The organism is Vibrio sp. Vb1026, assembly GCF_033338745.1.
In the GTDB taxonomy this organism is placed as follows: Bacteria; Pseudomonadota; Gammaproteobacteria; order Enterobacterales; family Vibrionaceae; genus Vibrio; species Vibrio alginolyticus.
On the sequence record NZ_JAWOTH010000003.1, the window covers coordinates 22,540 to 44,082 of the forward strand.

At 46.2% G+C, this 21,543-nt stretch carries 22 protein-coding genes; all 22 read left to right on the forward strand.

Annotated features, from left to right (window positions below):
- The first annotated feature begins 1 nt into the window (after window position 1).
- The 22 genes from flhB to ccmI all read left to right on the forward strand — a co-directional run bounded on the left by flhB (window position 2) and on the right by ccmI (window position 21,452).
- Window positions 2–1,132 carry a flagellar biosynthesis protein FlhB gene (gene flhB, locus R7E47_RS06655; RefSeq protein ID WP_005380490.1) on the forward strand — a complete coding sequence of 377 codons (1,131 nt, stop codon included), beginning with the start codon at window positions 2–4 and terminating at the stop codon, window positions 1,130–1,132.
- Between the two features lie 210 nt (window positions 1,133–1,342).
- Entirely contained in the window at window positions 1,343–3,442 is a 2,100-nt protein-coding gene (flhA, locus tag R7E47_RS06660) for a flagellar biosynthesis protein FlhA (RefSeq protein ID WP_025998722.1), read from the forward strand.
- A gap of 28 nt (window positions 3,443–3,470) precedes the next feature.
- A complete protein-coding gene (gene flhF, locus R7E47_RS06665; RefSeq protein WP_085569739.1) occupies window positions 3,471–4,988 on the forward strand; it encodes a flagellar biosynthesis protein FlhF in 1,518 nt (505 codons plus the stop codon).
- A gap of 14 nt (window positions 4,989–5,002) precedes the next feature.
- Window positions 5,003–5,890 (forward strand): MinD/ParA family protein, encoded by an 888-nt coding sequence (locus tag R7E47_RS06670; RefSeq protein ID WP_005380498.1) that lies wholly within the window; start codon window positions 5,003–5,005, stop codon window positions 5,888–5,890.
- Window positions 5,883–6,617, forward strand: coding sequence for an RNA polymerase sigma factor FliA (locus tag R7E47_RS06675; protein WP_005380499.1), 735 nt, complete (start codon window positions 5,883–5,885; stop codon window positions 6,615–6,617). Before R7E47_RS06670 ends, R7E47_RS06675 begins: the two co-directional genes overlap by 8 nt.
- Before the next feature lie 45 nt (window positions 6,618–6,662).
- The gene (gene cheY, locus R7E47_RS06680; protein ID WP_017635949.1) at window positions 6,663–7,031 is read left to right on the forward strand and encodes a chemotaxis response regulator CheY; all 369 of its coding nucleotides are present in this window, start codon (window positions 6,663–6,665) and stop codon (window positions 7,029–7,031) included.
- Window positions 7,032–7,149: 118 nt separating this feature from the next.
- Window positions 7,150–7,890, forward strand: coding sequence for a protein phosphatase CheZ (locus R7E47_RS06685; RefSeq protein ID WP_005380502.1), 741 nt, complete (start codon window positions 7,150–7,152; stop codon window positions 7,888–7,890).
- 9 nt (window positions 7,891–7,899) lie between these two features.
- Window positions 7,900–10,134: a chemotaxis protein CheA gene (locus tag R7E47_RS06690; protein WP_318083988.1), complete on the forward strand. Its 2,235-nt coding sequence runs from the start codon at window positions 7,900–7,902 to the stop codon at window positions 10,132–10,134.
- Between the two features lie 29 nt (window positions 10,135–10,163).
- Window positions 10,164–11,276, forward strand: coding sequence for a chemotaxis response regulator protein-glutamate methylesterase (locus R7E47_RS06695; protein WP_005380504.1), 1,113 nt, complete (start codon window positions 10,164–10,166; stop codon window positions 11,274–11,276).
- A gap of 8 nt (window positions 11,277–11,284) precedes the next feature.
- Complete coding sequence (locus tag R7E47_RS06700) at window positions 11,285–12,064, forward strand: ParA family protein (RefSeq protein WP_005380505.1); 780 nt, start codon at window positions 11,285–11,287, stop codon at window positions 12,062–12,064.
- On the forward strand, window positions 12,054–13,058 hold the full coding sequence (locus tag R7E47_RS06705) for a chemotaxis protein CheW (RefSeq protein WP_318083989.1): 1,005 nt from the start codon (window positions 12,054–12,056) through the stop codon (window positions 13,056–13,058). The genes R7E47_RS06700 and R7E47_RS06705 overlap by 11 nt, the downstream gene beginning before the upstream one ends.
- A 35-nt stretch (window positions 13,059–13,093) precedes the next feature.
- The gene (locus R7E47_RS06710; RefSeq protein ID WP_005380507.1) at window positions 13,094–13,588 is read left to right on the forward strand and encodes a chemotaxis protein CheW; all 495 of its coding nucleotides are present in this window, start codon (window positions 13,094–13,096) and stop codon (window positions 13,586–13,588) included.
- A gap of 13 nt (window positions 13,589–13,601) precedes the next feature.
- Entirely contained in the window at window positions 13,602–14,096 is a 495-nt protein-coding gene (locus R7E47_RS06715; protein WP_025998721.1) for a DUF2802 domain-containing protein, read from the forward strand.
- Between the two features lie 290 nt (window positions 14,097–14,386).
- Window positions 14,387–15,004, forward strand: a complete 618-nt coding sequence (ccmA, locus tag R7E47_RS06720; RefSeq protein ID WP_005380511.1) for a cytochrome c biogenesis heme-transporting ATPase CcmA — start codon at window positions 14,387–14,389, stop codon at window positions 15,002–15,004.
- Between the two features lies 1 nt (window position 15,005).
- Window positions 15,006–15,674 carry a heme exporter protein CcmB gene (ccmB, locus tag R7E47_RS06725; RefSeq protein ID WP_005380512.1) on the forward strand — a complete coding sequence of 223 codons (669 nt, stop codon included), beginning with the start codon at window positions 15,006–15,008 and terminating at the stop codon, window positions 15,672–15,674.
- A 109-nt stretch (window positions 15,675–15,783) separates the two neighbouring features.
- A complete protein-coding gene (locus R7E47_RS06730) occupies window positions 15,784–16,527 on the forward strand; it encodes a heme ABC transporter permease (RefSeq protein WP_005380513.1) in 744 nt (247 codons plus the stop codon).
- 11 nt (window positions 16,528–16,538) lie between these two features.
- Window positions 16,539–16,745, forward strand: a complete 207-nt coding sequence (gene ccmD, locus R7E47_RS06735) for a heme exporter protein CcmD (RefSeq protein WP_005380515.1) — start codon at window positions 16,539–16,541, stop codon at window positions 16,743–16,745.
- Window positions 16,742–17,227, forward strand: a complete 486-nt coding sequence (gene ccmE, locus R7E47_RS06740; RefSeq protein WP_005380516.1) for a cytochrome c maturation protein CcmE — start codon at window positions 16,742–16,744, stop codon at window positions 17,225–17,227. Before ccmD ends, ccmE begins: the two co-directional genes overlap by 4 nt.
- Window positions 17,224–19,200, forward strand: a complete 1,977-nt coding sequence (locus R7E47_RS06745; protein ID WP_017635943.1) for a heme lyase CcmF/NrfE family subunit — start codon at window positions 17,224–17,226, stop codon at window positions 19,198–19,200. Before ccmE ends, R7E47_RS06745 begins: the two co-directional genes overlap by 4 nt.
- A 1-nt stretch (window position 19,201) precedes the next feature.
- Window positions 19,202–19,756: a DsbE family thiol:disulfide interchange protein gene (locus R7E47_RS06750; protein WP_005380518.1), complete on the forward strand. Its 555-nt coding sequence runs from the start codon at window positions 19,202–19,204 to the stop codon at window positions 19,754–19,756.
- Window positions 19,753–20,238 (forward strand): cytochrome c-type biogenesis protein, encoded by a 486-nt coding sequence (locus R7E47_RS06755; RefSeq protein ID WP_005380519.1) that lies wholly within the window; start codon window positions 19,753–19,755, stop codon window positions 20,236–20,238. Before R7E47_RS06750 ends, R7E47_RS06755 begins: the two co-directional genes overlap by 4 nt.
- Window positions 20,238–21,452: a c-type cytochrome biogenesis protein CcmI gene (gene ccmI / locus R7E47_RS06760; protein WP_318083990.1), complete on the forward strand. Its 1,215-nt coding sequence runs from the start codon at window positions 20,238–20,240 to the stop codon at window positions 21,450–21,452. Before R7E47_RS06755 ends, ccmI begins: the two co-directional genes overlap by 1 nt.
- Window positions 21,453–21,543 lie beyond the last annotated feature (91 nt).

The following is a 21,543-nucleotide window of genomic DNA, read 5'->3' on the forward strand; positions in this document are numbered from 1 at the left end:
TTTGGCAGAATCAGACGGTCAGGAACGCACCGAAGAAGCCACGCCCCGACGGTTACAACAAGCCAGAGAAAAGGGGCAGGTCGCTCGATCTAAAGAGCTTGCATCAGCATCTGTGCTGATCGTTGGCGCCATTTCATTGATGTGGTTTGGCGAGGCGTTAGCACGTTCATTGTTTTCCATCATGAGCCGTTTATTTGATCTTCAACGAGAAGAGATTTTCGATACTGCAAAACTGTTTGATATCGCTTTGGGCGCGATGAGTGATTTGTTGTTCCCACTATTTTTGGTGTTAGCGACATTGTTTACCGCCGCCATGATTGGAGCAGCAGGTGTGGGAGGAATCAGTTTTTCTGCCCAAGCGGCCATGCCCAAGCTGTCGAAAATGAATCCGCTTAGCGGCTTAAAGCGAATGGTTGGAATGCAAAGCTGGGTAGAGTTGATCAAATCAATCCTTAAAGTGGTTCTGGTCACTGGTGTCGCCATCTATTTGATCCAAGCATCACAGGCCGATCTGATTCAATTGAGCATGGATGTGTATCCGCAAAACATCTTCCATGCTTTAGATATTTTGCTGAACTTTATTTTGCTGATCAGTTGCTCGCTATTGATTGTGGTTGCCATCGATATTCCATTTCAAATCTGGCAGCACGCTGATCAGTTAAAAATGACCAAGCAAGAAGTCAAAGACGAATACAAAGAGACTGAAGGTAAGCCGGAAGTGAAAGGTCGTATTCGTATGTTGCAAAGGGAAGCGGCTCAACGTCGAATGATGGCGGATGTTCCTCAAGCTGATGTTATTGTTACTAACCCAGAGCACTTCTCGGTAGCGCTTCGTTATAAGCAGAAGACAGACCGTGCACCAGTCGTGATCGCTAAAGGTACTGACCACATGGCGATGAAGATTCGAGAAGTCGCACGCGAACATGACATTACGATTGTGCCCGCACCACCTTTGGCTCGTGCGTTGTACCACACGACAGAGCTCGAGCAAGAGATCCCCGATGGGTTATTTACTGCCGTCGCTCAGGTTTTGGCATTTGTATTTCAATTGAAGCAATACCGAAAACGAGGTGGACAGCGCCCGAAAATTCAAGATTATGATTTGCCAATCCCGCCCGAGCACCGTCATTGATACGAAAAGCGGTAAAGCCTTAAAAAAGCTCGTTTGATCAAAAGCTAAGCTCTATTTGAGTGTTTAGTCATTATTTTGGCGCTAATTATGGTACATAGATTGCTTAAAACGCTTTAATTATCAACCCTACCTAAACTTTTAGGCTAAAGCGGTCGCGTATTAATAGTAAGAGCTTACGCGACGCTTCAATCGATTGAGATCTCTCGTAGTATGAAGTTAAGCCTGCCGTTTGCAGATAAATTGCCACGAATCCCTCAACGTGAAATGCCAGCTATTGGTGCTCCGGTGATGGTTTTGGCCACCCTAGCGATGGTGGTACTGCCGATTCCAGCATTTTTGCTGGATATGTTCTTCACCTTTAACATCGCGCTGTCGATGGTGGTGTTGTTAGTGACCGTTTACACACGTCGCCCTTTGGACTTCGCTGCTTTTCCAACGGTATTGCTGATCGCCACGTTGCTCCGCTTGGCTTTGAACGTTGCCTCGACTCGTGTCGTCTTACTGCATGGTCATGAAGGCGGTAATGCGGCAGGTAACGTAATTGAGGCGTTCGGTAACGTCGTTATTGGTGGTAACTACGCGGTCGGCCTAGTGGTTTTCCTCATCTTAATGATCATCAACTTTATGGTGGTGACCAAAGGTGCGGGTCGTATCTCTGAGGTAAGTGCTCGCTTTACGCTTGATGCGTTGCCGGGTAAGCAAATGGCGATTGATGCGGACTTGAATGCCGGATTGATAGACCAAGAGCAGGCAAGAGTTCGTCGTTTTGAAGTGACCAAAGAAGCGGATTTCTATGGCTCGATGGATGGTGCCTCGAAGTTCGTAAAAGGTGACGCGATTGCCGGTATTTTGATTCTGTTTATCAACATCGTCGGCGGTCTGTCGATCGGTATGGCGCAATATGGATTGGGTTTCGGTGAAGCGATTGAAATCTATACCTTACTGACAATCGGTGATGGTTTGGTCGCACAAATCCCATCGCTATTGCTGTCAATTGCAGCGGCAATGATGGTGACACGCCAAAACACCGATGAAGACATGGGTGAACAACTGGTTTTCCAGATGTTCGACAACCCAAAAGCGCTGATGATTACTGCGGCTATCCTTGGTGTGATGGGCATCGTACCGGGCATGCCACACTTTGCGTTTTTGAGCCTGGCAGTCGCGGCCGGTGCAGCGGCATATTTCATCGACAAACGGCAGAAGCAGAAAGCGAAAGAGCCCGCTTTACCAGCAACAGCAGACGAAGGTACAGAACCTTCCTCACAGCGCGAACTGTCTTGGGATGACGTCCAGCCAGTCGATATTATTGGCTTGGAAGTAGGTTATCGCTTAATCCCTTTGGTGGACAGAGACCAAGGTGGGGAACTGTTAGAGCGCGTAAAAGGCGTGCGTAAAAAGTTATCGCAAGATTTTGGGTTCCTAATTCCAGCGGTTCATATTCGTGACAATCTTGAGCTGACCCCAAACAGTTACCGAATTACATTGATGGGGGTTGCGGTGGGCGAAGCAGAGATTCGTCCGGATCAAGAGTTAGCGATTAACCCAGGTCAGGTGTATGGCATGATTGATGGTGAGCCAACCATTGACCCTGCTTTTGGACTGGAAGCCGTATGGATCCGAGAAGATCAGCGTGAGCACGCGCAAGCCTTAGGTTATACGGTTGTTGATTCATCAACGGTATTAGCGACGCACCTGAGCCAGTTATTGACCAACAACGCATCACAGCTAATTGGCCATGAAGAAGTAGAGAATTTATTAGAAATGTTGGGACGCAGCGCGCCTAAGTTAGTCGAGAACTTTGTTCCTGACCAATTACCATTAGGTGTGGTGGTGAAAGTCCTACAAAACTTGTTAAACGAGGCCATTCCAATCCGCGATATTCGCACGATTGTTCAAACTTTGGCTGAGTACTCAAGTAAGAGTCAAGAAGCTGACATATTGACGGCAGCAGTTCGAATTAGTCTTAAACGTCTAATTGTTCAAGAAATCAATGGTATAGAGCCTGAGTTACCAGTGATTACTTTGATACCTGAACTGGAACAAATATTGCATCAAACTATGCAAGCATCAGGAGGCGAATCCGCGGGGATTGAACCGGGACTCGCTGAGCGATTGCAGTCTTCACTAAGCCAAGCGACACAGGAACAAGAACTGAAAGGCGAACCTGCCGTTCTGCTTACTTCTGGTGTATTACGCTCGACGTTGGCGAAATTTGTGAAGAACACAATACCTAATCTCCGGGTACTGTCTTACCAAGAAATCCCGGATGAAAAACAGATCAGAATTGTGCAAGCCGTGGGTAACTGATCTCACGCATCATTAATGGATTCATAGTTTGAAAATAAAGCGATTTTTTGCCAAAGACATGAGAACGGCGCTGCTCCAAGTGAAAGAGGACTTAGGCGCGGAAGCGGTGATCATGTCAAACAAGAAAGTGGCTGGTGGAGTAGCGATTGTTGCGGCGATAGATAGTGAATCTAATCCGTCTCAAGCAAGCGCAGCGTCACAGCAAAATCGCGGTGCTTCTCAATCGAATCGCTATAACGAACATCGTCAAATGTCATCGTCTTCTGCTGATCGTTACCAAGATCGTCATTTAGATGAAGATAAAATTAGCCTGAACAGTAATAACAGTAACAATGAAAAAACAGGCTCAATGACGCAGCGATTCGCTAATATGCTTAAGCAATATAGCGGTGGTGCAGCAGATGCTGACGATCACGTAGCGGAAAATGAAGATTCGCTCTCTGCTTTGCTGCAACGCCAAAATAAGCATCGCGACGGCTACAACCAAGAAAAGCCAGCGCCATATCAACCAGATTCACCTTTGGCGAAGCTAATCGCACAGGATAATCGATTTGAACGTCCGACGCCCAAGCTGGATCCGACGCGCTATGACCGACGTCGCCCAAGTGATGAGCGTGACGAATCGGCCGATGAGCTAGAAAGCATGCGCGAAGAGATGACGTCAATTCGTCGTCTGTTGGAGCACCAAGTTTCTGGCCTGATGTGGCAAGAAGTAGAACGCCGTGAGCCTCTAAGAGCAATGCTGATTAAGCGCTTAGAGCGAATGGGCGTTTCTCCGGAGTTAGCAGACCAGATGGCCTGTTACATCCCGGAAGATACAAAGCCAGCGCGAGCGTGGAAAGCGTTATTGTCGCTGGTGGCGGATCAAATCAATATTCCTAAACAGGACATTTTAAAACGTGGTGGCGTAGTCGCATTGTTGGGTCCGACGGGGGTTGGGAAAACAACAACCGTAGCGAAACTCGCAGCACGCGCAGCCATGGAATACGGTGCCGACAATGTGGCCCTTGTGACAACAGATACATATCGCATAGGTGCACATGAGCAGCTCTCAATTTACGGAAGAATCATGGGTTGTCCCGTAAGAGTTGCTAAAGATTCTAACGAGTTAGCCGATGTTATATATCAGCTAAGAAACAGAAGACTGATTTTGGTCGATACGGCAGGGATGGGGCAACGAGATGTGAGGCTTTCCGAGCAGCTCGACACTCTAATGCAAGAGAGCGGAGAAGTGATTCACAGCTACCTTGTTTTGCCGGCTACCGCACAACGTCGTGTTCTACAAGAAACGCTGGATCACTTCCGACGTATACCACTTTCGGGTTGTATTATGACGAAGCTTGATGAGTCATTAAGCCTAGGCGAATTCATCAGTGTAGTGATTCAAAACGCAATGCCAGTAGCTTACATCGCTAATGGTCAGCGCGTACCAGAAGACATTGTGATAGCGCAACCAAAATATATGCTTGCGAAAGCAAATGAACTGTTAGAGAAGTCGACAGAGAACGAACCTCACTTTTGGAACAGTGACAGTGAAGGACTCTAAGGCGGCGGACTACTATGACTGAGAATATGATACACGATCAAGCAAGCGGCCTCCGTCGCTTAACACAACCATCGTTGACCAAAGTGATTGCTGTTACTGGCGGCAAAGGTGGTGTGGGGAAATCAAACGTAACACTGGGTCTGGCGATTTGTATGGCTCGCCAAGGCAAGAAGGTGATGGTTCTCGACGCTGATTTAGGTCTGGCCAATGTGGACGTGATGCTCGGAATTCGTGCAAAACGTAATCTAGGACATGTCTTAGCGGGTGAATGTGAGCTAAAAGATGCGATTGTCGAAGGGCCTTATGGTATAAAGATAATTCCTGCAACTTCTGGCACACAGAGCATGACAGAGCTTTCTCACGCTCAGCATGCCGGACTCATCCGAGCATTTGGTAGTCTTGAAGACGAAATGGATGTCCTGCTGATTGATACCGCTGCTGGTATCTCTGACATGGTAATCAGTTTTTCGCGAGCAGCTCAAGATGTGGTTGTAGTTGTGTGTGATGAACCGACGTCAATCACAGATGCCTATGCATTAATCAAGCTGTTGAGTAAAGAACACCAAGTTCAACGCTTTAAAGTTGTAGCAAATATGGTCAGAAGCTACCGTGAAGGGCGAGAATTGTTTGCAAAGTTGACACTAGTCACAGAGCGATTCTTGAATGTTAGCCTTGAACTCGTAGCATGTATTCCATTAGATGATAAAGTACGACAGGCTGTAAAAAGACAAAAAATTGTCGTTGATGCGTTCCCACGCTCGCCTGCCGCTTTAGCTATCAGCTCACTAGCAAACAAAGCGTTGACGTGGCCACTACCGAAAACACCAAGTGGACACTTGGAATTTTTTGTGGAAAGGTTGCTAAATCGTACCGAATTCGCAGAGGACCCTTTTGGTGAATAAAGCGATAACCTATGACCAACATGGCAAATTTAATAGCCAGCAGGCGTTCATTGAACGTTATTCAGTGTTGGTTAAGCGCATTGCTCACCACCTACTAGGCCGTTTACCGCCGAGTGTTCAGGTAGAGGATTTAATTCAGGCCGGCATGATCGGTCTTATCGAAGCTCAGCAGAATTATGATGGTTCTAAAGGTGCGAGCTTTGAAACTTATGCAGGTATCCGTATTCGTGGCGCAATGTTAGATGACATGCGTAAAGGCGATTGGGTACCGCGTTCTGTTCATAAAAATAATCGAGAGATTAACCAAGCGATTGCGGAGCTGGAAGGCGAATTAAATCGAGATCCTACTGATTCTGAAGTAGCCACGCATCTCGGTATGACACTGGATCAATATCATAGTGCTCTTACCGATATCAACTGCTCAAAATTAGTCGGTATTGAAGATTTAGGCGTTTCTGATGATGTGATTTCACCGGCGGATGAAACCGATGACAGCAACCCATTCAAAGGGGTAGTTGATGAATCATTTCGAAAAGCACTGGTTGAATCAATAAAACAGCTTCCAGAGCGTGAAGCTTTGGTTCTTTCGCTTTATTATGATGAAGAACTCAATTTGAAAGAAATTGGCGATGTGTTAGGCGTAAGCGAATCTCGCGTAAGTCAAATACTGAGTCAAGCGATGCAACGTTTACGTACCAAGCTCAGTGCGTGGACACAAAATGACTAAAAACACTGATTTTACGATTCAGTGGAGGCAATTTTGAATAAAAACATGAAGATCCTTATTGTTGATGATTTCTCAACAATGCGCCGTATTGTTAAAAACCTGCTTCGTGACTTGGGTTTCAATAACACTCAAGAAGCGGACGATGGTTTAACCGCATTACCAATGCTGAAAAAAGGTGACTTCGATTTTGTTGTAACTGACTGGAACATGCCAGGTATGCAAGGCATCGATTTGCTTAAACACATCCGCGCGGATGCAGAACTTAAGCATCTGCCAGTTCTAATGATCACGGCTGAAGCGAAGCGTGAGCAGATCATTGAAGCTGCTCAAGCAGGTGTAAACGGCTACATTGTTAAGCCATTTACTGCTGCAACATTAAAAGAAAAATTAGATAAAATTTTCGAGCGTTTATAACTCTCTCTTTCTCTTTGTTATTCGAGTCATTCATACCAATTATTAAATACCTATTAAATGACTCGTTTAGCGTTTTCAAAGTGATAAGAAGAACTAAACGTAAAAGGGTCTATTCAGAATGATCTCACTAGAGCAGGCGAAGTCACTCGTTCAAATGCTAGAAAACGGGGAACAAGACCAAGCCAATATGCTTGTTGCCTCGATCTACGAAGGTGCCGATAACCCAATGCTGCAAGAAATTGGAGCGTTAACTCGAGACCTTCACGAATCACTCAAGCAGTTCAGTCTCGATCAGCGCATGACCGAAATTGCGAAAGACGAAATCCCTAACGCTAGGGATCGTCTCAATTATGTGATCGAGAAGACAGAGCTTGCAGCCAACAAAACAATGGATGCGGTCGACTGCTGCCTTCCTATCGCTGATAACCTGCATGATTGCCTTCTAAAAGTTCGTCCTCAATGGAATGAACTCATGCACGGGCGCATAGAATTAAGCGAATTTAAAGCACTGTGCCACCGAATTGACGGGCTATTAGTGCAAGTCGAAGGTGACAGCACTGAATTGCGCGGCCAATTGACCGAAATTCTCATGGCGCAAGACTTCCAAGACCTAACTGGCCAAATCATTCGCCGCGTAATTACGTTGGTTAATGAAGTTGAAGGCCGCTTAGTGGAAATCCTAACCGTATTCTCTGGAAATAAACTTGAAGAACACATTCAAGTTTTGTCAGAACCGGCAGATAAAAAGAATACACAAACAAGCGAAGCCGAAGGCCCGATTCTTCATCCAGAACTGAGAGAAGATGCGGTTTCATCGCAGGACGAAGTCGATGACTTGTTGTCCAGTCTTGGATTTTAAAGGTAACGTATGAGCTACGATTTAGACGAAGATATTCTTCAGGACTTTCTCATTGAGGCTGGGGAAATTCTCGAGCTGCTTTCTGAGCAGTTGGTTGAATTGGAAAATAACCCAGAAGACAAAGACTTACTTAATGCTATTTTCCGCGGGTTTCATACCGTAAAAGGCGGTGCCGGCTTCCTTTCATTGGCAGAGCTAGTCGATACTTGTCATGGTGCGGAGAACGTGTTCGACGTTTTACGAAACGGTCAACGCACGGTAACGCAAAACTTAATGGATACGATGCTAAAAGCCTTGGATACGGTTAATACCCAGTTCCAGGCTGTTCAAGATCGTGAGCCGTTAGAAGCTGCGGACCCTGAGCTTCTTGAAGAACTTCATCGTCTATGCAAACCTGAGTCAGAAGATGAAGTAGCGGCAACCGTAGTTGAAGAACCAGTGGCTACTCCAGAACCTATTATTCCCGAGCCTATCATCGAAGAACCTGCTGCACCGTCAGCACCATCAAGTGTCGGCTCTGTTGATGAAATTACCCAAGACGAATTCGAAAAGCTATTGGATGAGCTTCATGGTAAAGGTTCAGCGCCAGGCAACTCAATGTCTGCGACACCTACAACGCCATCTGAACCGCCTCAATCGAGTGCACCATCAGTTGAAAGTGGTGATATCACTGATGATGAGTTTGAACGTTTACTCGATGAACTGCACGGTGTAGGAAAAAGCCCTTCTACGGCAGAGGCTGCTGCATCCGTACCAGTAGAGCCACCTAAAGCGGCAGAGCCTTCCGCTCCAGTGTCATCTTCATCAAATCAAGACAGTGACTTAATGACGGACGAAGAGTTCGAAAAGTTACTCGATGAGCTACATGGTTCAGGTAAAGGTCCAACGCTAGAAGAATTGGATATGGCAACGAAGCCTGCTTCAGCAAACGTAGAGCAAAGCCCTGCGAAACCTGAGCCTGTTGCTAAGCCAGCACCCGTTCAAACAGCGCCAGCACCAAAGCCAGAATCTAAACCAGTCGCCGTAAAAGAAGAAGCTAAAGCACCAGCGGTTAAAAAACCTCAGGCTGAAGCAACCGTTCGTGTTGATACCTCGACGCTTGATACCATCATGAACATGGTGGGTGAGCTCGTATTGGTTCGAAACCGCCTATTAAGCCTTGGTTTGAATAGCGACAACGAAGAGATGTCCAAAGCGGTCGCTAACCTTGATGTGGTAACTGCGGATCTACAAGGCGCGGTAATGAAAACGCGTATGCAGCCAATTAAGAAAGTGTTTGGCCGTTTCCCGCGCGTTGTCCGTGACTTGGCTCGTAACCTAAATAAAGACATCGTGCTAGAAATGCGCGGTGAAGAAACCGATCTCGATAAGAACCTTGTAGAAGCATTGGCCGATCCGTTGATTCACTTGGTACGTAACTCGGTTGATCACGGTATTGAAATGCCAGACGCACGCGCGAAGGCCGGCAAATCACGCACAGGTAAAGTGATTTTGTCAGCATCGCAAGAAGGGGACCATATTGAACTATCCATCGTAGATGATGGTGGCGGTATGGACCCGAACAAACTGCGTGGCATCGCGGTGAAGCGTGGCATGATGGATGAAGATGCGGCGGCACGTTTAACAGATAAAGAGTGCTTCAACCTTATCTTCGCACCTGGCTTCTCAAGTAAAGATAAAATTTCTGACATTTCTGGTCGTGGTGTGGGTATGGACGTGGTTAAGACGGCGATCAATACCTTAAACGGTTCAATCGATATCGATTCTGAGCTAGGCAAGGGCACTAAGATTACGATCAAAGTACCACTAACGTTAGCGATTTTACCGACTCTGATGGTCGGTGTTGGCGGTCATCCGTTTGCTCTACCACTGGCTTCGGTGAGTGAAATTTTCCACTTAGATCTTAGCCGTACAAACGTGGTAGATGGTCAGTTGACGATCATTGTGCGTGAGAAATCTATCCCACTATTTTACTTACAAAACTGGTTGGCATCCAAATCGCAAAGCGTCCAAGAGCGTACTGGTCACGGTCACGTGGTGATTGTACAGATTGGTAACCAGCGCGTTGGTTTTGTTGTGGATACGCTTATTGGTCAAGAAGAAGTGGTTATTAAGCCACTCGATAATCTATTACAGGGCACTCCAGGTATGGCTGGTGCGACAATTACTAGCGATGGCCATATTGCATTAATTCTAGATGTGCCTGATTTACTTAAGCGATATGCTGCGGCTTCACGCCTTTAAGCAAAGCTGACGTTATTAAAAGGAATAAGATGGCGATTAAAGTACTAGTCGTTGATGATTCGAGTTTTTTCCGACGTCGCGTGAGCGAAATCATCAACTCAGAATCGCGCCTAGAAGTGATTGACGTTGCGGTAAATGGCAGAGAGGCGGTTGAGAAAGCCAAATCTCTCAAACCTGACGTCATCACGATGGATATTGAAATGCCAGTGATGGATGGCATTACAGCTGTACGTGAAATTATGGCCGCTGCTCCAACGCCAATTCTAATGTTTTCGTCCCTGACCCACGACGGGGCGAAAGCTACGCTTGATGCGCTAGATGCGGGCGCATTGGACTTCTTACCGAAAAAGTTTGAGGACATTGCGCGTAACCGTGAAGAAGCGGTGTCATTACTTCAACAGCGTGTGATTCAGATTGCCTCGAAGCGCGCTTTCATGCGTCGACCTATCGCTCGCCCAACAGCGAGTACCAGCACGACTACTCGATCATTAGGTTCAAGAACGGCTTCACCTGTGACTCCAACACCAACTCGACCTGCTGCGACAAAGTACCGTGCTTCTGGTAAGAAGTATCAACTGACGGCAATTGGCACATCAACAGGTGGCCCCGTTGCTCTACAAAAAATTCTGACGCGCTTGCCGATGAACTATCCGCATCCGATTGTATTGATTCAACACATGCCAGCAACGTTTACTGCTGCGTTTGCCAGTCGTTTGAACACCTTGTGTAAGATTCAAGTGAAAGAAGCACAAGATGGCGATGTGTTACAGCCCGGTGTGGCATACCTTGCACCAGGTGGGAAACAAATGATGGTAGATGGACGAGCGGGCGCTGCTCGTCTTCGCATTATTGATGGCGGCGACCGCATGAACTACAAACCATGTGTGGATGTGACTTTTGGTTCTGCCGCAAAAGTATATGGCGACAAAGTGCTCTCTTTAGTGTTGACAGGCATGGGTGCAGACGGTCGTGAGGGCGCTCGCATGTTGAAGTCTTCAGGCTCAACAATTTGGGCACAAGATGAAGAAAGTTGTGTTGTTTATGGCATGCCCCAAGCGGTTGCTAAAGCAGGCATTTCTTCAGAAGATTTACCGCTTGACCGCATTGCTGAACGCATGTTGGTGGAAGTTGGCCTAGCTTAGGATTCATCATGATTGTTTGGAGTGTAGCTAACCAGAAAGGAGGCGTGGGTAAAACCACCTCAACAGTGACATTGGCGGGCTTATTGAGCCAGAAAGGCCATCGAGTATTGATGGTTGATACTGATCCTCACGCCTCACTGACTACTTATCTCGGTTATGATCCTGATGCAGTAACTTCGAGCCTATTTGATTTATTCCAGTTGAAGACGTTTTCTCGTGAGACGGTTAAGCCGTTGATTTTAGAAACAGAGCTGGAAGGAATGGATATCATTCCCGCGCATATGTCCCTTGCCACGCTTGATCGCGTAATGGGTAATCGCAGTGGTATGGGATTAATCTTAAAACGGGCGCTGCAAACTGTCTCACAAGACTATGACTATGTGTTGATTGATTGTCCGCCAATCCTTGGCGTGATGATGGTGAACGCGTTGGCAGCCAGTGACCGAATTTTGATTCCTGTTCAAACAGAGTTTTTGGCAATGAAAGGTCTAGAGCGCATGATGCGTACGCTAACCATTATGCAAAAATCTCGCCCGGGCGGTTTCAAAGTGACTATCGTCCCAACCATGTACGATAAGCGCACGAAAGCGTCATTGCAGACATTGATGCAACTGAAAAAAGATTACCCAAATCAAGTGTGGACCTCAGCGGTGCCTATTGATACCAAGTTCCGCGATGCCAGTTTAAAGCACTTGCCAGCTTCGCATTTTGCATCTGGTAGCCGTGGTGTGTTTGCCTATAAACAGCTACTGATTTACCTGGAGAGGTTGGCGTTCGATGAGCAGTAATGATGTGCTGTCCAGTGAACAAGCACTTGATGACTACTTTAATGCATTACTGGATGATGAAACTGAAATAACGACTCTTGAGGAAGACCTTGACCTGTTGGCTCAAGAGGTATCATCTGCAGAGCCAGAATTACAGCTACAATACTCGGAGCCAGAAACGTACCAGTTTCAAGAAACATATCCGCCAGAGTTGGAAGCTCCAAACCTGGAAGATGTTCAAAGGCTATTAAGTCAGCTTGAAGCAAGCAACCCAGTGGCTGAGTTGGATATTGATAGTATTCTTGAACAAAATACGATTGATATTGCCGCAGAGATAAAAGCGGCTGAGCCTGAGGTACAAACCTTTAGTGAGGTGCCTGAGCTTCAGGGTGTTGAGGAAATACAGGACTGGGTGATTGATGAGCCAGTTTTTGAGGAAGCGCAACCAGAGGTGGATGAACCTCACGCAGTGATCGAACAAAGTATCAATATAGAATCGAACGTCGATACTGAACTCGAAACACAAGCAGATTCCGATATACCAACGGTCTGGGAAAGCACGAAGCGAAGTGAGGACTTCCAAGTTCTTTACTTTGATGTGAATGGTGTCACGTTTGCTGTACCTCTTGATGAGTTAGGTGGTATTCATCGCATTAGCGAGCTTAACCATTTGATAGGAAAACCCGCCTGGTATTTGGGGCTACAAACAAATCGCGAGCAACAGTTTGATGTCGTCGATACCGCGAAATGGGTGATGGCAGATAAGCTTCGTGATGATAGCTATAAAGATAACTACCAATATGTCGTCATGCTTGGTGAGAGCATGTGGGGGTTGGCCAGTAACCAATTAATGGGGACTGAAACGCTTAATATCGACAAGGTTCGCTGGCGTGAGCAGGCGGGTAAACGCCCTTGGCTAGCGGGCATGGTAAAAGAAAAAATGTGTGCCTTAATTCATGTCCAGGCGCTCATTGACATGCTAAACGCCGGTTTAGATGTCAAATCACTGAATTAGATTTAAGTCGGGAACGACATTAACGAGGATTAACTATGTCTCAAGCTTTTGAAGTAGAAGTGAAGAAAGATGCATCGAATGACGAAGTTCTTCAGTGGGTGACGTTCCAGCTAGAAGAAGAAACGTACGGCATCAACGTAATGCAAGTTCGTGAAGTACTTCGTTATACTGAAATTGCCCCTGTTCCAGGTGCACCAGATTATGTACTTGGTATCATCAACCTACGCGGTAATGTAGTTACTGTTATCGATACACGTTCACGTTTTGGCCTGATGGAAGGCGAAGTCACCGACAACACTCGTATTATTGTGATCGAGTCTGAGCGTCAAGTGATTGGTATCTTAGTAGATAGCGTGGCAGAAGTCGTTTATCTGCGTTCTTCTGAAATTGATACGACGCCTTCAGTTGGTACCGACGAGAGTGCGAAGTTCATCCAGGGTGTGAGCAACCGTGACGGCAAGCTTCTTATCCTTGTGGATTTGAACAAGCTGCTAACAGATGACGAGTGGGACGAGATGGCTCACCTTTAATGGCTGAATGATGATGGCTGAAGAGACTCTTTTATCTGCTCCATTCCTTGCGGGTGGCGTCGCTTTTATCGTGTTAGTATTGGTTGTTTTGCAACTGCGGATTCGCTCGGGGTTACAAAAGCAGTTAGACCAACAACGAGCTCAATCTCGACACGCAGATAAAGAAGTGCAAAAGTTGAGTAAGCAGTTACTCGAAGTGCGCTCGGTTGTCGTTGGTCTTGGACAAAAAGTGACGGAGCAACAAGACATTATTCAGCACTTAAACGAGAGAATTCGCGAACTCGAACACGCTGATACTGATGGTCGCTTGTATAGTCGTGCTTCTAAAATGGTACAGCTTGGCGCTGATATCAACGAGCTGATTGAAGAGTGCGAACTACCAAAAGCCGAAGCTGAGTTGATGCTTTCACTGCAGAAGAAACTGGCGGGGAAAGAGAAGATTCCACCATTAAGTGGTCAGCCATCAGATGACGCAGAATATCCAGCGCGTGGACGTCGTCGACGCTAAAGGTTATCAAGCGATAAAAAAGAGGCGTTATTACGCCTCTTTTTTTGTTTTTAGCCGCTAATGCTCTTCTTAAATACAACCCTAGACAACCTTCAGTCGATCTTGCTCTTAGTTCTGGCCTCTCAAATTCAAAATGAGCGCTTATAACTACTTATAGTTAATTTTATTAAAGTGTGATGATTAATTAACAAAAATACATGAACTTACATGTAACCTAGCCCTCTTATCCTGTTTTGTCATAACTAAGCTGTGCTAATATAGCGGCTCGTTCATTTTTTAGTTGAAGCTCTATGTTAGAAGTGTCTAACCTGACAGCAATCCGTGATGAAAGGGTTCTGTTTGAAAACCTGCAGTTTGAAATTAAGCCTGGTGAATTGGTCCAGATCGAAGGGCGTAATGGTACTGGTAAAACTACATTGCTACGGATTGTGACAGGGTTAGGTGATAGAGAAGAAGGTGTCATTAAATGGAAAGGCGAAGAGGTTGAAAAATCTCGTGATGTTTTCCATCAAGATCTGCTTTTCTTAGGACATCAAACAGGAGTGAAACGAGAGCTTACCGCATTAGAAAACTTACGTTTTTATCAATCTATTCAAAATAATCGCTCTTCAGACGAAGAAATCTTCATCGCTTTGACTCAAGTAGGATTAGCTGGTCGAGAAGATGTACCTGTAGCACAACTTTCCGCAGGTCAGCAACGACGAGTCGCATTGGCAAGGTTATGGCTCAGTAAGCAAATTTTATGGATTTTAGATGAGCCGTTGACTGCCATTGATAAGCAAGGCGTCAAGGTGCTTGAATCTTTGTTCGCAAGTCATGCTGATAATGGCGGTATTGTTGTCTTGACGACGCATCAAGATATGTTTGCGGACAGCCCGAAACTTAGAAAAATAAAGCTGGGTGACTGATATGATTTCCTCGATGACCACCATCATTCGTCGTGAGCTCCTAATCGCATTTCGCCGTCAGGCAGACATTCTGAACCCGCTGTGGTTCTTTATTATTGTCATTACTCTCTTTCCTCTGAGTATTGGACCAGAACCTAATTTGTTAGCACGTATTGCAGCGGGCATCGTTTGGGTTGCCGCATTGCTGTCCGCCTTATTATCATTAGAGCGTCTATTTCGTGATGATTTTCAAGACGGTGCACTAGAACAAATGATGCTAATGCCGATTCCATTGCAACTTGTAGTGGTTTCAAAGGTCATAGCACATTGGTTGTTAACAGGGTTACCTCTGATTTTAATTAGCCCATTATTGGCGGTTTTACTTTCGCTCGACTTCAATACTTGGCTATCGGTTGTATTAACCTTGATGATCGGTACACCAACACTAAGTTTTATTGGCGCCATTGGTGTGGCGTTGACTGTTGGGTTGCAAAAGGGTGGCGTTCTTTTGAGTTTGCTTATTCTTCCGCTCTACATCCCAATTTTGATTTTCGCAACATCGGCAATTGATGCTGCCGCACTCGGTATGGCGTATAACGGTCAACTAGCGATTTTAGGTGCGATGCTAATGGGGGCGATGACATTAACGCCTTTTGCCATCAGTGCCGCATTACGAGTTAGTGTTAACTAACTCAATAAAGTGCCAATGAAGCGGCGCTTGATCAAAGAATTATTATTAAAGCACTGCTACGGTCTCAACCCTTTAGACAGTGTCCCTGAAGTAAGAGTGAGAACAAAACATGTGGAAATGGCTACATCCTTATGCCAAGCCAGAAGCAGCTTATCGTTTGAGTGGTAAGTTTCTGCCTTGGTTTTCTGTATTGGCCCTCGTATGCTTATCGGTTGGTACGGTTTGGGGGCTTGCATTTGCGCCTTCAGATTACCAACAAGGTGACAGTTTCCGAATCATCTACATTCATGTCCCATCAGCTATTTGGTCTATGGGCGTTTATATGTCGATGGCGATCGCTGCATTTATTGGCCTAGTATGGCAAGTTCGCCTATCTGATATGGCGGCACTTGCGATGGCTCCGATTGGTGCAGTATTTACTTTTATTGCTCTACTTACAGGTGCTGTTTGGGGCAAGCCTATGTGGGGCACTTGGTGGGTATGGGATGCCCGTCTTACATCTGAATTGATTCTGCTATTTCTCTACCTTGGTGTGATTGCGCTCTACCATGCGTTTGACGATCAAAAAACCGCTGCAAAAGCCGCTGGTATCTTAGCGATCGTAGGCGTAGTAAACCTACCTATCATTCACTTTTCCGTGGAATGGTGGAACACGCTTCATCAAGGTGCGACGATCACGAAATTTGAACAACCTTCTATTTCATCCGACATGCTTTGGCCGTTATTGCTGAACATCTTTGGCTTTGCGTTCTTCTTTGGTGCCGTGACGATGGTCCGTTTTCGTAACGAAATCATCAGTAAAGAAAGTCACCGCCCTTGGGTGCGCAAACTCGCAACAGAACAAACTCAGTGAGGTAACTGATTATGCATTTTGAATCTCTGAGCGACTTTTTTGCCATGGGTGGCTACGCATCATACGTATGGAGTGCGTTTGGTATTACTTTCTTATCCATGCTGATTCTTCTGATCACTAGCCTTCGCCGCGGTGATGCATTATTGAAAGAAGTGAAAGCAAAAATTGACCGTCAAGCTCGTATCGACGCAGCGAAGAACATGGAGAACACCTTATGAACCCGAGACGTAAAAAGAGGCTAGGTATTGTACTAGCGATCTTTATCGGTATTAGTGCCACCATTGGTTTGATACTTTATGCGCTTAACCAAAATATGGACCTTTTCTACACTCCAACGGAATTGGTTAATGGTAAGCCAGATGGCACCAAGCCAGAAGTAGGCCAGCGTCTGCGTATCGGTGGAATGGTGGTTGTGGGCTCAGTTCGTCGAGATCCTAATTCTTTGAAAGTGAGTTTTGACCTGCACGATGTCGGTCCGAAAGTGACGATTACCTATGACGGTATTCTTCCTGACTTGTTCCGTGAAGGGCAGGGGATTGTTGCTCAAGGTGTACTGAAAGATGCCACGACAGTTGAGGCATTTGAGGTCCTAGCGAAGCACGATGAAGAATACATGCCACCAGAAATTGCAGAAGCGATGAAGAAAACGCATGAACCGCTTCAATACAGCACCGAACAGAAACAAGGAAGCGGCCAATGATTGCTGAAATCGGTCACTTTGCTCTCATTCTTTCGCTTGCAATGGCAGTGTTGTTGAGCGTATTGCCATTGTGGGGAGCATCGAATAATAACACCATGCTCATGAACACAGCGCGACCGCTATCTTGGTCTATGTTCCTGATGCTGTTGTTCTCTTTCGCCATTTTATGTTGGGGATTTTATACCAACGACTTCACGTTACAGTATGTAGCGAGCAACTCGAATAGTCAGCTTCCTTGGTACTACCGTTTAACCGCAGTATGGGGTGCGCACGAAGGTTCACTGTTGCTATGGGTTTTAATCCAAGCTGCTTGGACTGTCGCTGTAGCGACGTTTAGTCGTGGTATGCCGCAAGAGTCGGTTGCACGTGTACTTGCTGTTATGGGCATGATCTCAGTGGGTTTCCTACTGTTTATCATCCTAACGTCAAATCCATTCCTACGTACGTTACCGTTCTTCCCGGTTGACGGACGTGACTTGAACCCTCTGCTTCAAGACCCTGGTTTAATTGTTCACCCGCCAATGCTTTACATGGGCTATGTTGGTTTCTCGGTTGCGTTCTCTTTTGCGATCGCATCCCTAATGACCGGACGCCTTGACACGGCTTGGGCTCGTTGGTCTCGTCCTTGGACAACCGCAGCATGGGTATTTTTAACACTTGGTATCGCACTAGGTTCTTGGTGGGCTTACTACGAACTTGGCTGGGGTGGCTGGTGGTTCTGGGACCCAGTAGAAAACGCATCATTCATGCCTTGGTTAGCGGGTACCGCATTAATGCACTCTCTTGCCGTGACAGAAAAACGCGGCACATTTAAAGCGTGGACGGTACTATTGGCAATCTCTGCATTTTCGTTGAGTTTGTTGGGCACCTTCTTAGTCCGTTCCGGTATTTTAGTATCGGTGCACGCGTTCGCGTCTGACCCGTCGCGCGGTATGTTTATTCTAGGCTTCCTCGTTTTCGTTATCGGCGGCTCTTTATTGCTGTTTGCCGTAAAAGGGGCAGCAGTGCGTGTACGAGGTAACTTCGACTTAGTCTCACGTGAAAATGCGCTCTTAGCCAACAACGTATTACTTATCGCCGCTCTTGTTGTGGTGTTAGTGGGGACACTGTTGCCGCTCGTACACAAGCAGCTTGGTTTGGGGTCGGTCTCTATCGGTGCGCCATTCTTTGACATGCTATTTGCGTGGTTAATGATGCCATTTGCTTTTCTGCTTGGTATTGGTCCTCTTATTCGCTGGAAGCGAGACAATTTATCTAAACTTGTGAAACCAATGCTCGTTTCAGGTGTGCTTGCTTTCGCCTTGGCCGCGCTATGCGTGTACCTGTTTGCCGATTTCTTCTCAACCATGGCTTACATTGGTTGGGTGATGGCGATTTGGATTATTGCGATGCATGGCTTTGAACTGTACGAGCGCGCAACGCACCGTCATAGCTTTAGTGAAGGTGTTCGCAAGCTGCAACGTAGCCACTGGGCAATGATGTTGGGTCATGTTGGTCTGGCGGTATCTGTTATCGGTATTGCGATGGTACAGAACTACAGCATCGAGCGAGATGTACGTTTAGCACCTGGCGAACACTTTCAAATTCAAGGTTATGATTTCTACTTCTCAGGCTTGCGTGATAAAGATGGTCCAAACTACGATGGCTACATCGCAGACTTTGAGATCACACATGATGGCAAATACGTGAATACGCTTCACGCAGAGAAGCGCTTCTACCGTACGGCTAAGTCTATGATGACTGAAGCAGCCATTGACCGTGGTATTAGCCGCGACCTATACATTGCAATGGGTGAACGCTTAGACGACAACCGATCTTGGGCTGTTCGTATTTACTATAAACCGTTCGTTCGTTGGATTTGGGCTGGCTCTTTGATTATGGCATTAGGCGGCGCACTAGCGATTTCTGATAAACGCTACCGCTTCCGTAAATCGCCGAAGAAAAACGCGAAGTCAAAAGAGCAGGAGGCATAACATGAATAAGAAAATCTTATTTATTCCGCTTGTCGCTTTCATGATTCTAGCGGGCATTTTCGCAACCCAATTAATGCGTAACCAAGAGGGCGATGATCCAACTAAATTGGAGTCGGTTTTGGTTGGCAAGCCAGTTCCTGAATTTCATTTAGAAGACCTGGCTGAGCCTGGAAAACAGTACGACCAATCAATTTTTAAAGGTGAACCGTTGCTCTTGAACGTTTGGGCAACGTGGTGCCCAACGTGTTATGCAGAGCATAAATACCTAAACGAATTGGCGGGTAAGGGCGTTAAGATCATCGGTATGAATTACAAAGATGATCGTAATAAAGCAATAGGTTGGCTGAATGATCTCGGCAACCCGTACTTGATCAGCCTATTTGATGGCAGCGGTATGCTTGGCCTTGACCTTGGCGTTTATGGTGCTCCAGAAACATTCATTATTGATGCAAATGGTGTGATTCGCTATCGCCATGTAGGGGATGTAAACCCACGTAATTGGTCAGAAACACTGGAGCCGCTTTACAACAAATTGGTTGAGGAGGCGAAGCAATGAGAAAGCTAATTCTTGCCGTTTTTGCTGCGATGACATTATCTCTTGCTGCTCATGCGGCCATTGAAGTGTACGAGTTTGATAATTTGGAACAAGAACAGCAGTTCAAAGAGTTAAGCCATACGCTCCGTTGCCCTAAATGTCAGAACAACACGATCTCGGATTCTAACGCTGAACTTGCTCAGGACTTACGCCATAAGGTGTACGAAATGACCAAAGAAGGTAAGTCCAAAGATGAGATTGTTGATTACATGATCGCCCGTTACGGTAACTTCGTGACTTACAACCCACCATTTACGGTCGCGACTGCGATTTTGTGGCTAGGGCCACTCGCTGTAGTACTGGGTGGTTTTGGTTTGATTGTACTGCGTAGCCGTAAATCTAAAGTTAAGGCAAAAGCGAGCAGTGACGAGCAATGGGATGAGCAAAAAGAAGCTCGTTTAAAAGCATTGCTTGAAGAAGAGAACAACGGAGATAAGAAGTAATGACACTATTTTGGATTTCCACCGTTGCTCTCACGCTTATTGCTTGTGCGCTGGTGGCTTTGCCGCTGATTAAACAAAAAGCGAACAATGATGATGTGTTACGCGATGAGCTCAACAAGGCATTTTATAAAGACCGACTATCTGAGCTTGCAGAAGAAACTGACGAAGGTCTGGTTGAAAGTGAAGACGAACTGATTTCTGATCTAAAGCAATCACTGCTTGACGATATCCCTGGTGATAAAGCGCAAAAAGAAACCAAGGTTTCTCCAATCGCGGTTTTAGTTCCATCGGTAATTCTGACGGTGGTGCTGAGCTATGGTTTGTATTATAAATTTGGCGCGTCAGACGATATTGTTCAATGGCAAGAAGTGTCTGCAAATCTACCTGAGTTATCGAAAAAGCTGATGTCGGCTTCTTCTGAGCCGCTGAGTGACGATGAAATGGCGGATTTGACCCTTGCCCTTCGAACTCGCTTACATTACCAGCCGGAAGACTCGACAGGTTGGTTACTGCTAGGTCGTATTGCGTTAGCAAATCGTGATGTCACCACGGCTATCGATGCGATGGAAAAATCATACCGCCTAGAGCCCAAAGATCCTGATGTGATGTTGGGTTATGCACAAGCTCTGATGCTGTCTCAAGAGGAAATGGATCAAGCGACGGCTCGCTCATTACTCGGCAAGCTGATGCAGCAAGACTATGTCGACCTGCGTGTGTTTTCTTTGTTAGCGTTCGATGCGTTTGAGCGTCAAGACTTCCCGGCAGCCATCAAGTATTGGGGAATCATGCAGCAAATGATTGGTCCAGAAGATAGCCGCTACGAGATGTTGTCACGCAGTATTGAGAGTGCTCGTAAGCAAATGGGCGAAGCGGTTTCACCGGATAAGAGTGTAGCAGTGACAATTAATGTGGCACCAAATGCTCGGTTGGATCCAAACGCAGTTCTGATTGTGTCAGTACACCGTTCAGATGGCTCCCCGATGCCTGTGGCTGCTGCTCGTTATCCGCTAGGTACTTTCCCTCGCACAGTCGTATTAGATGATGGCAATGCCATGATGCAAGGGCAAAAGTTATCTTCACTCGATAAGCTAATCGTCCGTGTGCGTGTAGATTCTGACGGTAACGTAGCAACGCGTGATCAAGATTGGCACGGAGAAAGTGACGTCGTTGAATTTGGCGCACCAGTAGAAGTGACCATTGATCAGCAGTATTAATTGTTAACATCTGTCTCTGAAACATGACAACGAGGTAGAGTCAGTTGCCTTTAGTGGTATGACTCTAAACGATCGAGTAGAATACCGAAGG

What these genes read in the sequence shown, in the direction of transcription:
- flhA (WP_025998722.1), top strand. Translation starts at nt 1,343, where the DNA reads ATGAAGTTAAGCCTGCCGTTTGCAGATAAATTGCCACGAATCCCTCAA.
- R7E47_RS06670 (WP_005380498.1), top strand. Translation starts at nt 5,003, where the DNA reads ATGACTGAGAATATGATACACGATCAAGCAAGCGGCCTCCGTCGCTTA.
- cheY (WP_017635949.1), top strand. Translation starts at nt 6,663, where the DNA reads ATGAAGATCCTTATTGTTGATGATTTCTCAACAATGCGCCGTATTGTT.
- R7E47_RS06685 (WP_005380502.1), top strand. Translation starts at nt 7,150, where the DNA reads ATGATCTCACTAGAGCAGGCGAAGTCACTCGTTCAAATGCTAGAAAAC.
- R7E47_RS06690 (WP_318083988.1), top strand. Translation starts at nt 7,900, where the DNA reads ATGAGCTACGATTTAGACGAAGATATTCTTCAGGACTTTCTCATTGAG.
- R7E47_RS06695 (WP_005380504.1), top strand. Translation starts at nt 10,164, where the DNA reads ATGGCGATTAAAGTACTAGTCGTTGATGATTCGAGTTTTTTCCGACGT.
- R7E47_RS06700 (WP_005380505.1), top strand. Translation starts at nt 11,285, where the DNA reads ATGATTGTTTGGAGTGTAGCTAACCAGAAAGGAGGCGTGGGTAAAACC.
- R7E47_RS06705 (WP_318083989.1), top strand. Translation starts at nt 12,054, where the DNA reads ATGAGCAGTAATGATGTGCTGTCCAGTGAACAAGCACTTGATGACTAC.
- R7E47_RS06710 (WP_005380507.1), top strand. Translation starts at nt 13,094, where the DNA reads ATGTCTCAAGCTTTTGAAGTAGAAGTGAAGAAAGATGCATCGAATGAC.
- R7E47_RS06715 (WP_025998721.1), top strand. Translation starts at nt 13,602, where the DNA reads ATGGCTGAAGAGACTCTTTTATCTGCTCCATTCCTTGCGGGTGGCGTC.
- ccmA (WP_005380511.1), top strand. Translation starts at nt 14,387, where the DNA reads ATGTTAGAAGTGTCTAACCTGACAGCAATCCGTGATGAAAGGGTTCTG.
- ccmB (WP_005380512.1), top strand. Translation starts at nt 15,006, where the DNA reads ATGATTTCCTCGATGACCACCATCATTCGTCGTGAGCTCCTAATCGCA.
- R7E47_RS06730 (WP_005380513.1), top strand. Translation starts at nt 15,784, where the DNA reads ATGTGGAAATGGCTACATCCTTATGCCAAGCCAGAAGCAGCTTATCGT.
- ccmD (WP_005380515.1), top strand. Translation starts at nt 16,539, where the DNA reads ATGCATTTTGAATCTCTGAGCGACTTTTTTGCCATGGGTGGCTACGCA.
- ccmE (WP_005380516.1), top strand. Translation starts at nt 16,742, where the DNA reads ATGAACCCGAGACGTAAAAAGAGGCTAGGTATTGTACTAGCGATCTTT.
- R7E47_RS06745 (WP_017635943.1), top strand. Translation starts at nt 17,224, where the DNA reads ATGATTGCTGAAATCGGTCACTTTGCTCTCATTCTTTCGCTTGCAATG.
- R7E47_RS06750 (WP_005380518.1), top strand. Translation starts at nt 19,202, where the DNA reads ATGAATAAGAAAATCTTATTTATTCCGCTTGTCGCTTTCATGATTCTA.
- R7E47_RS06755 (WP_005380519.1), top strand. Translation starts at nt 19,753, where the DNA reads ATGAGAAAGCTAATTCTTGCCGTTTTTGCTGCGATGACATTATCTCTT.
- ccmI (WP_318083990.1), top strand. Translation starts at nt 20,238, where the DNA reads ATGACACTATTTTGGATTTCCACCGTTGCTCTCACGCTTATTGCTTGT.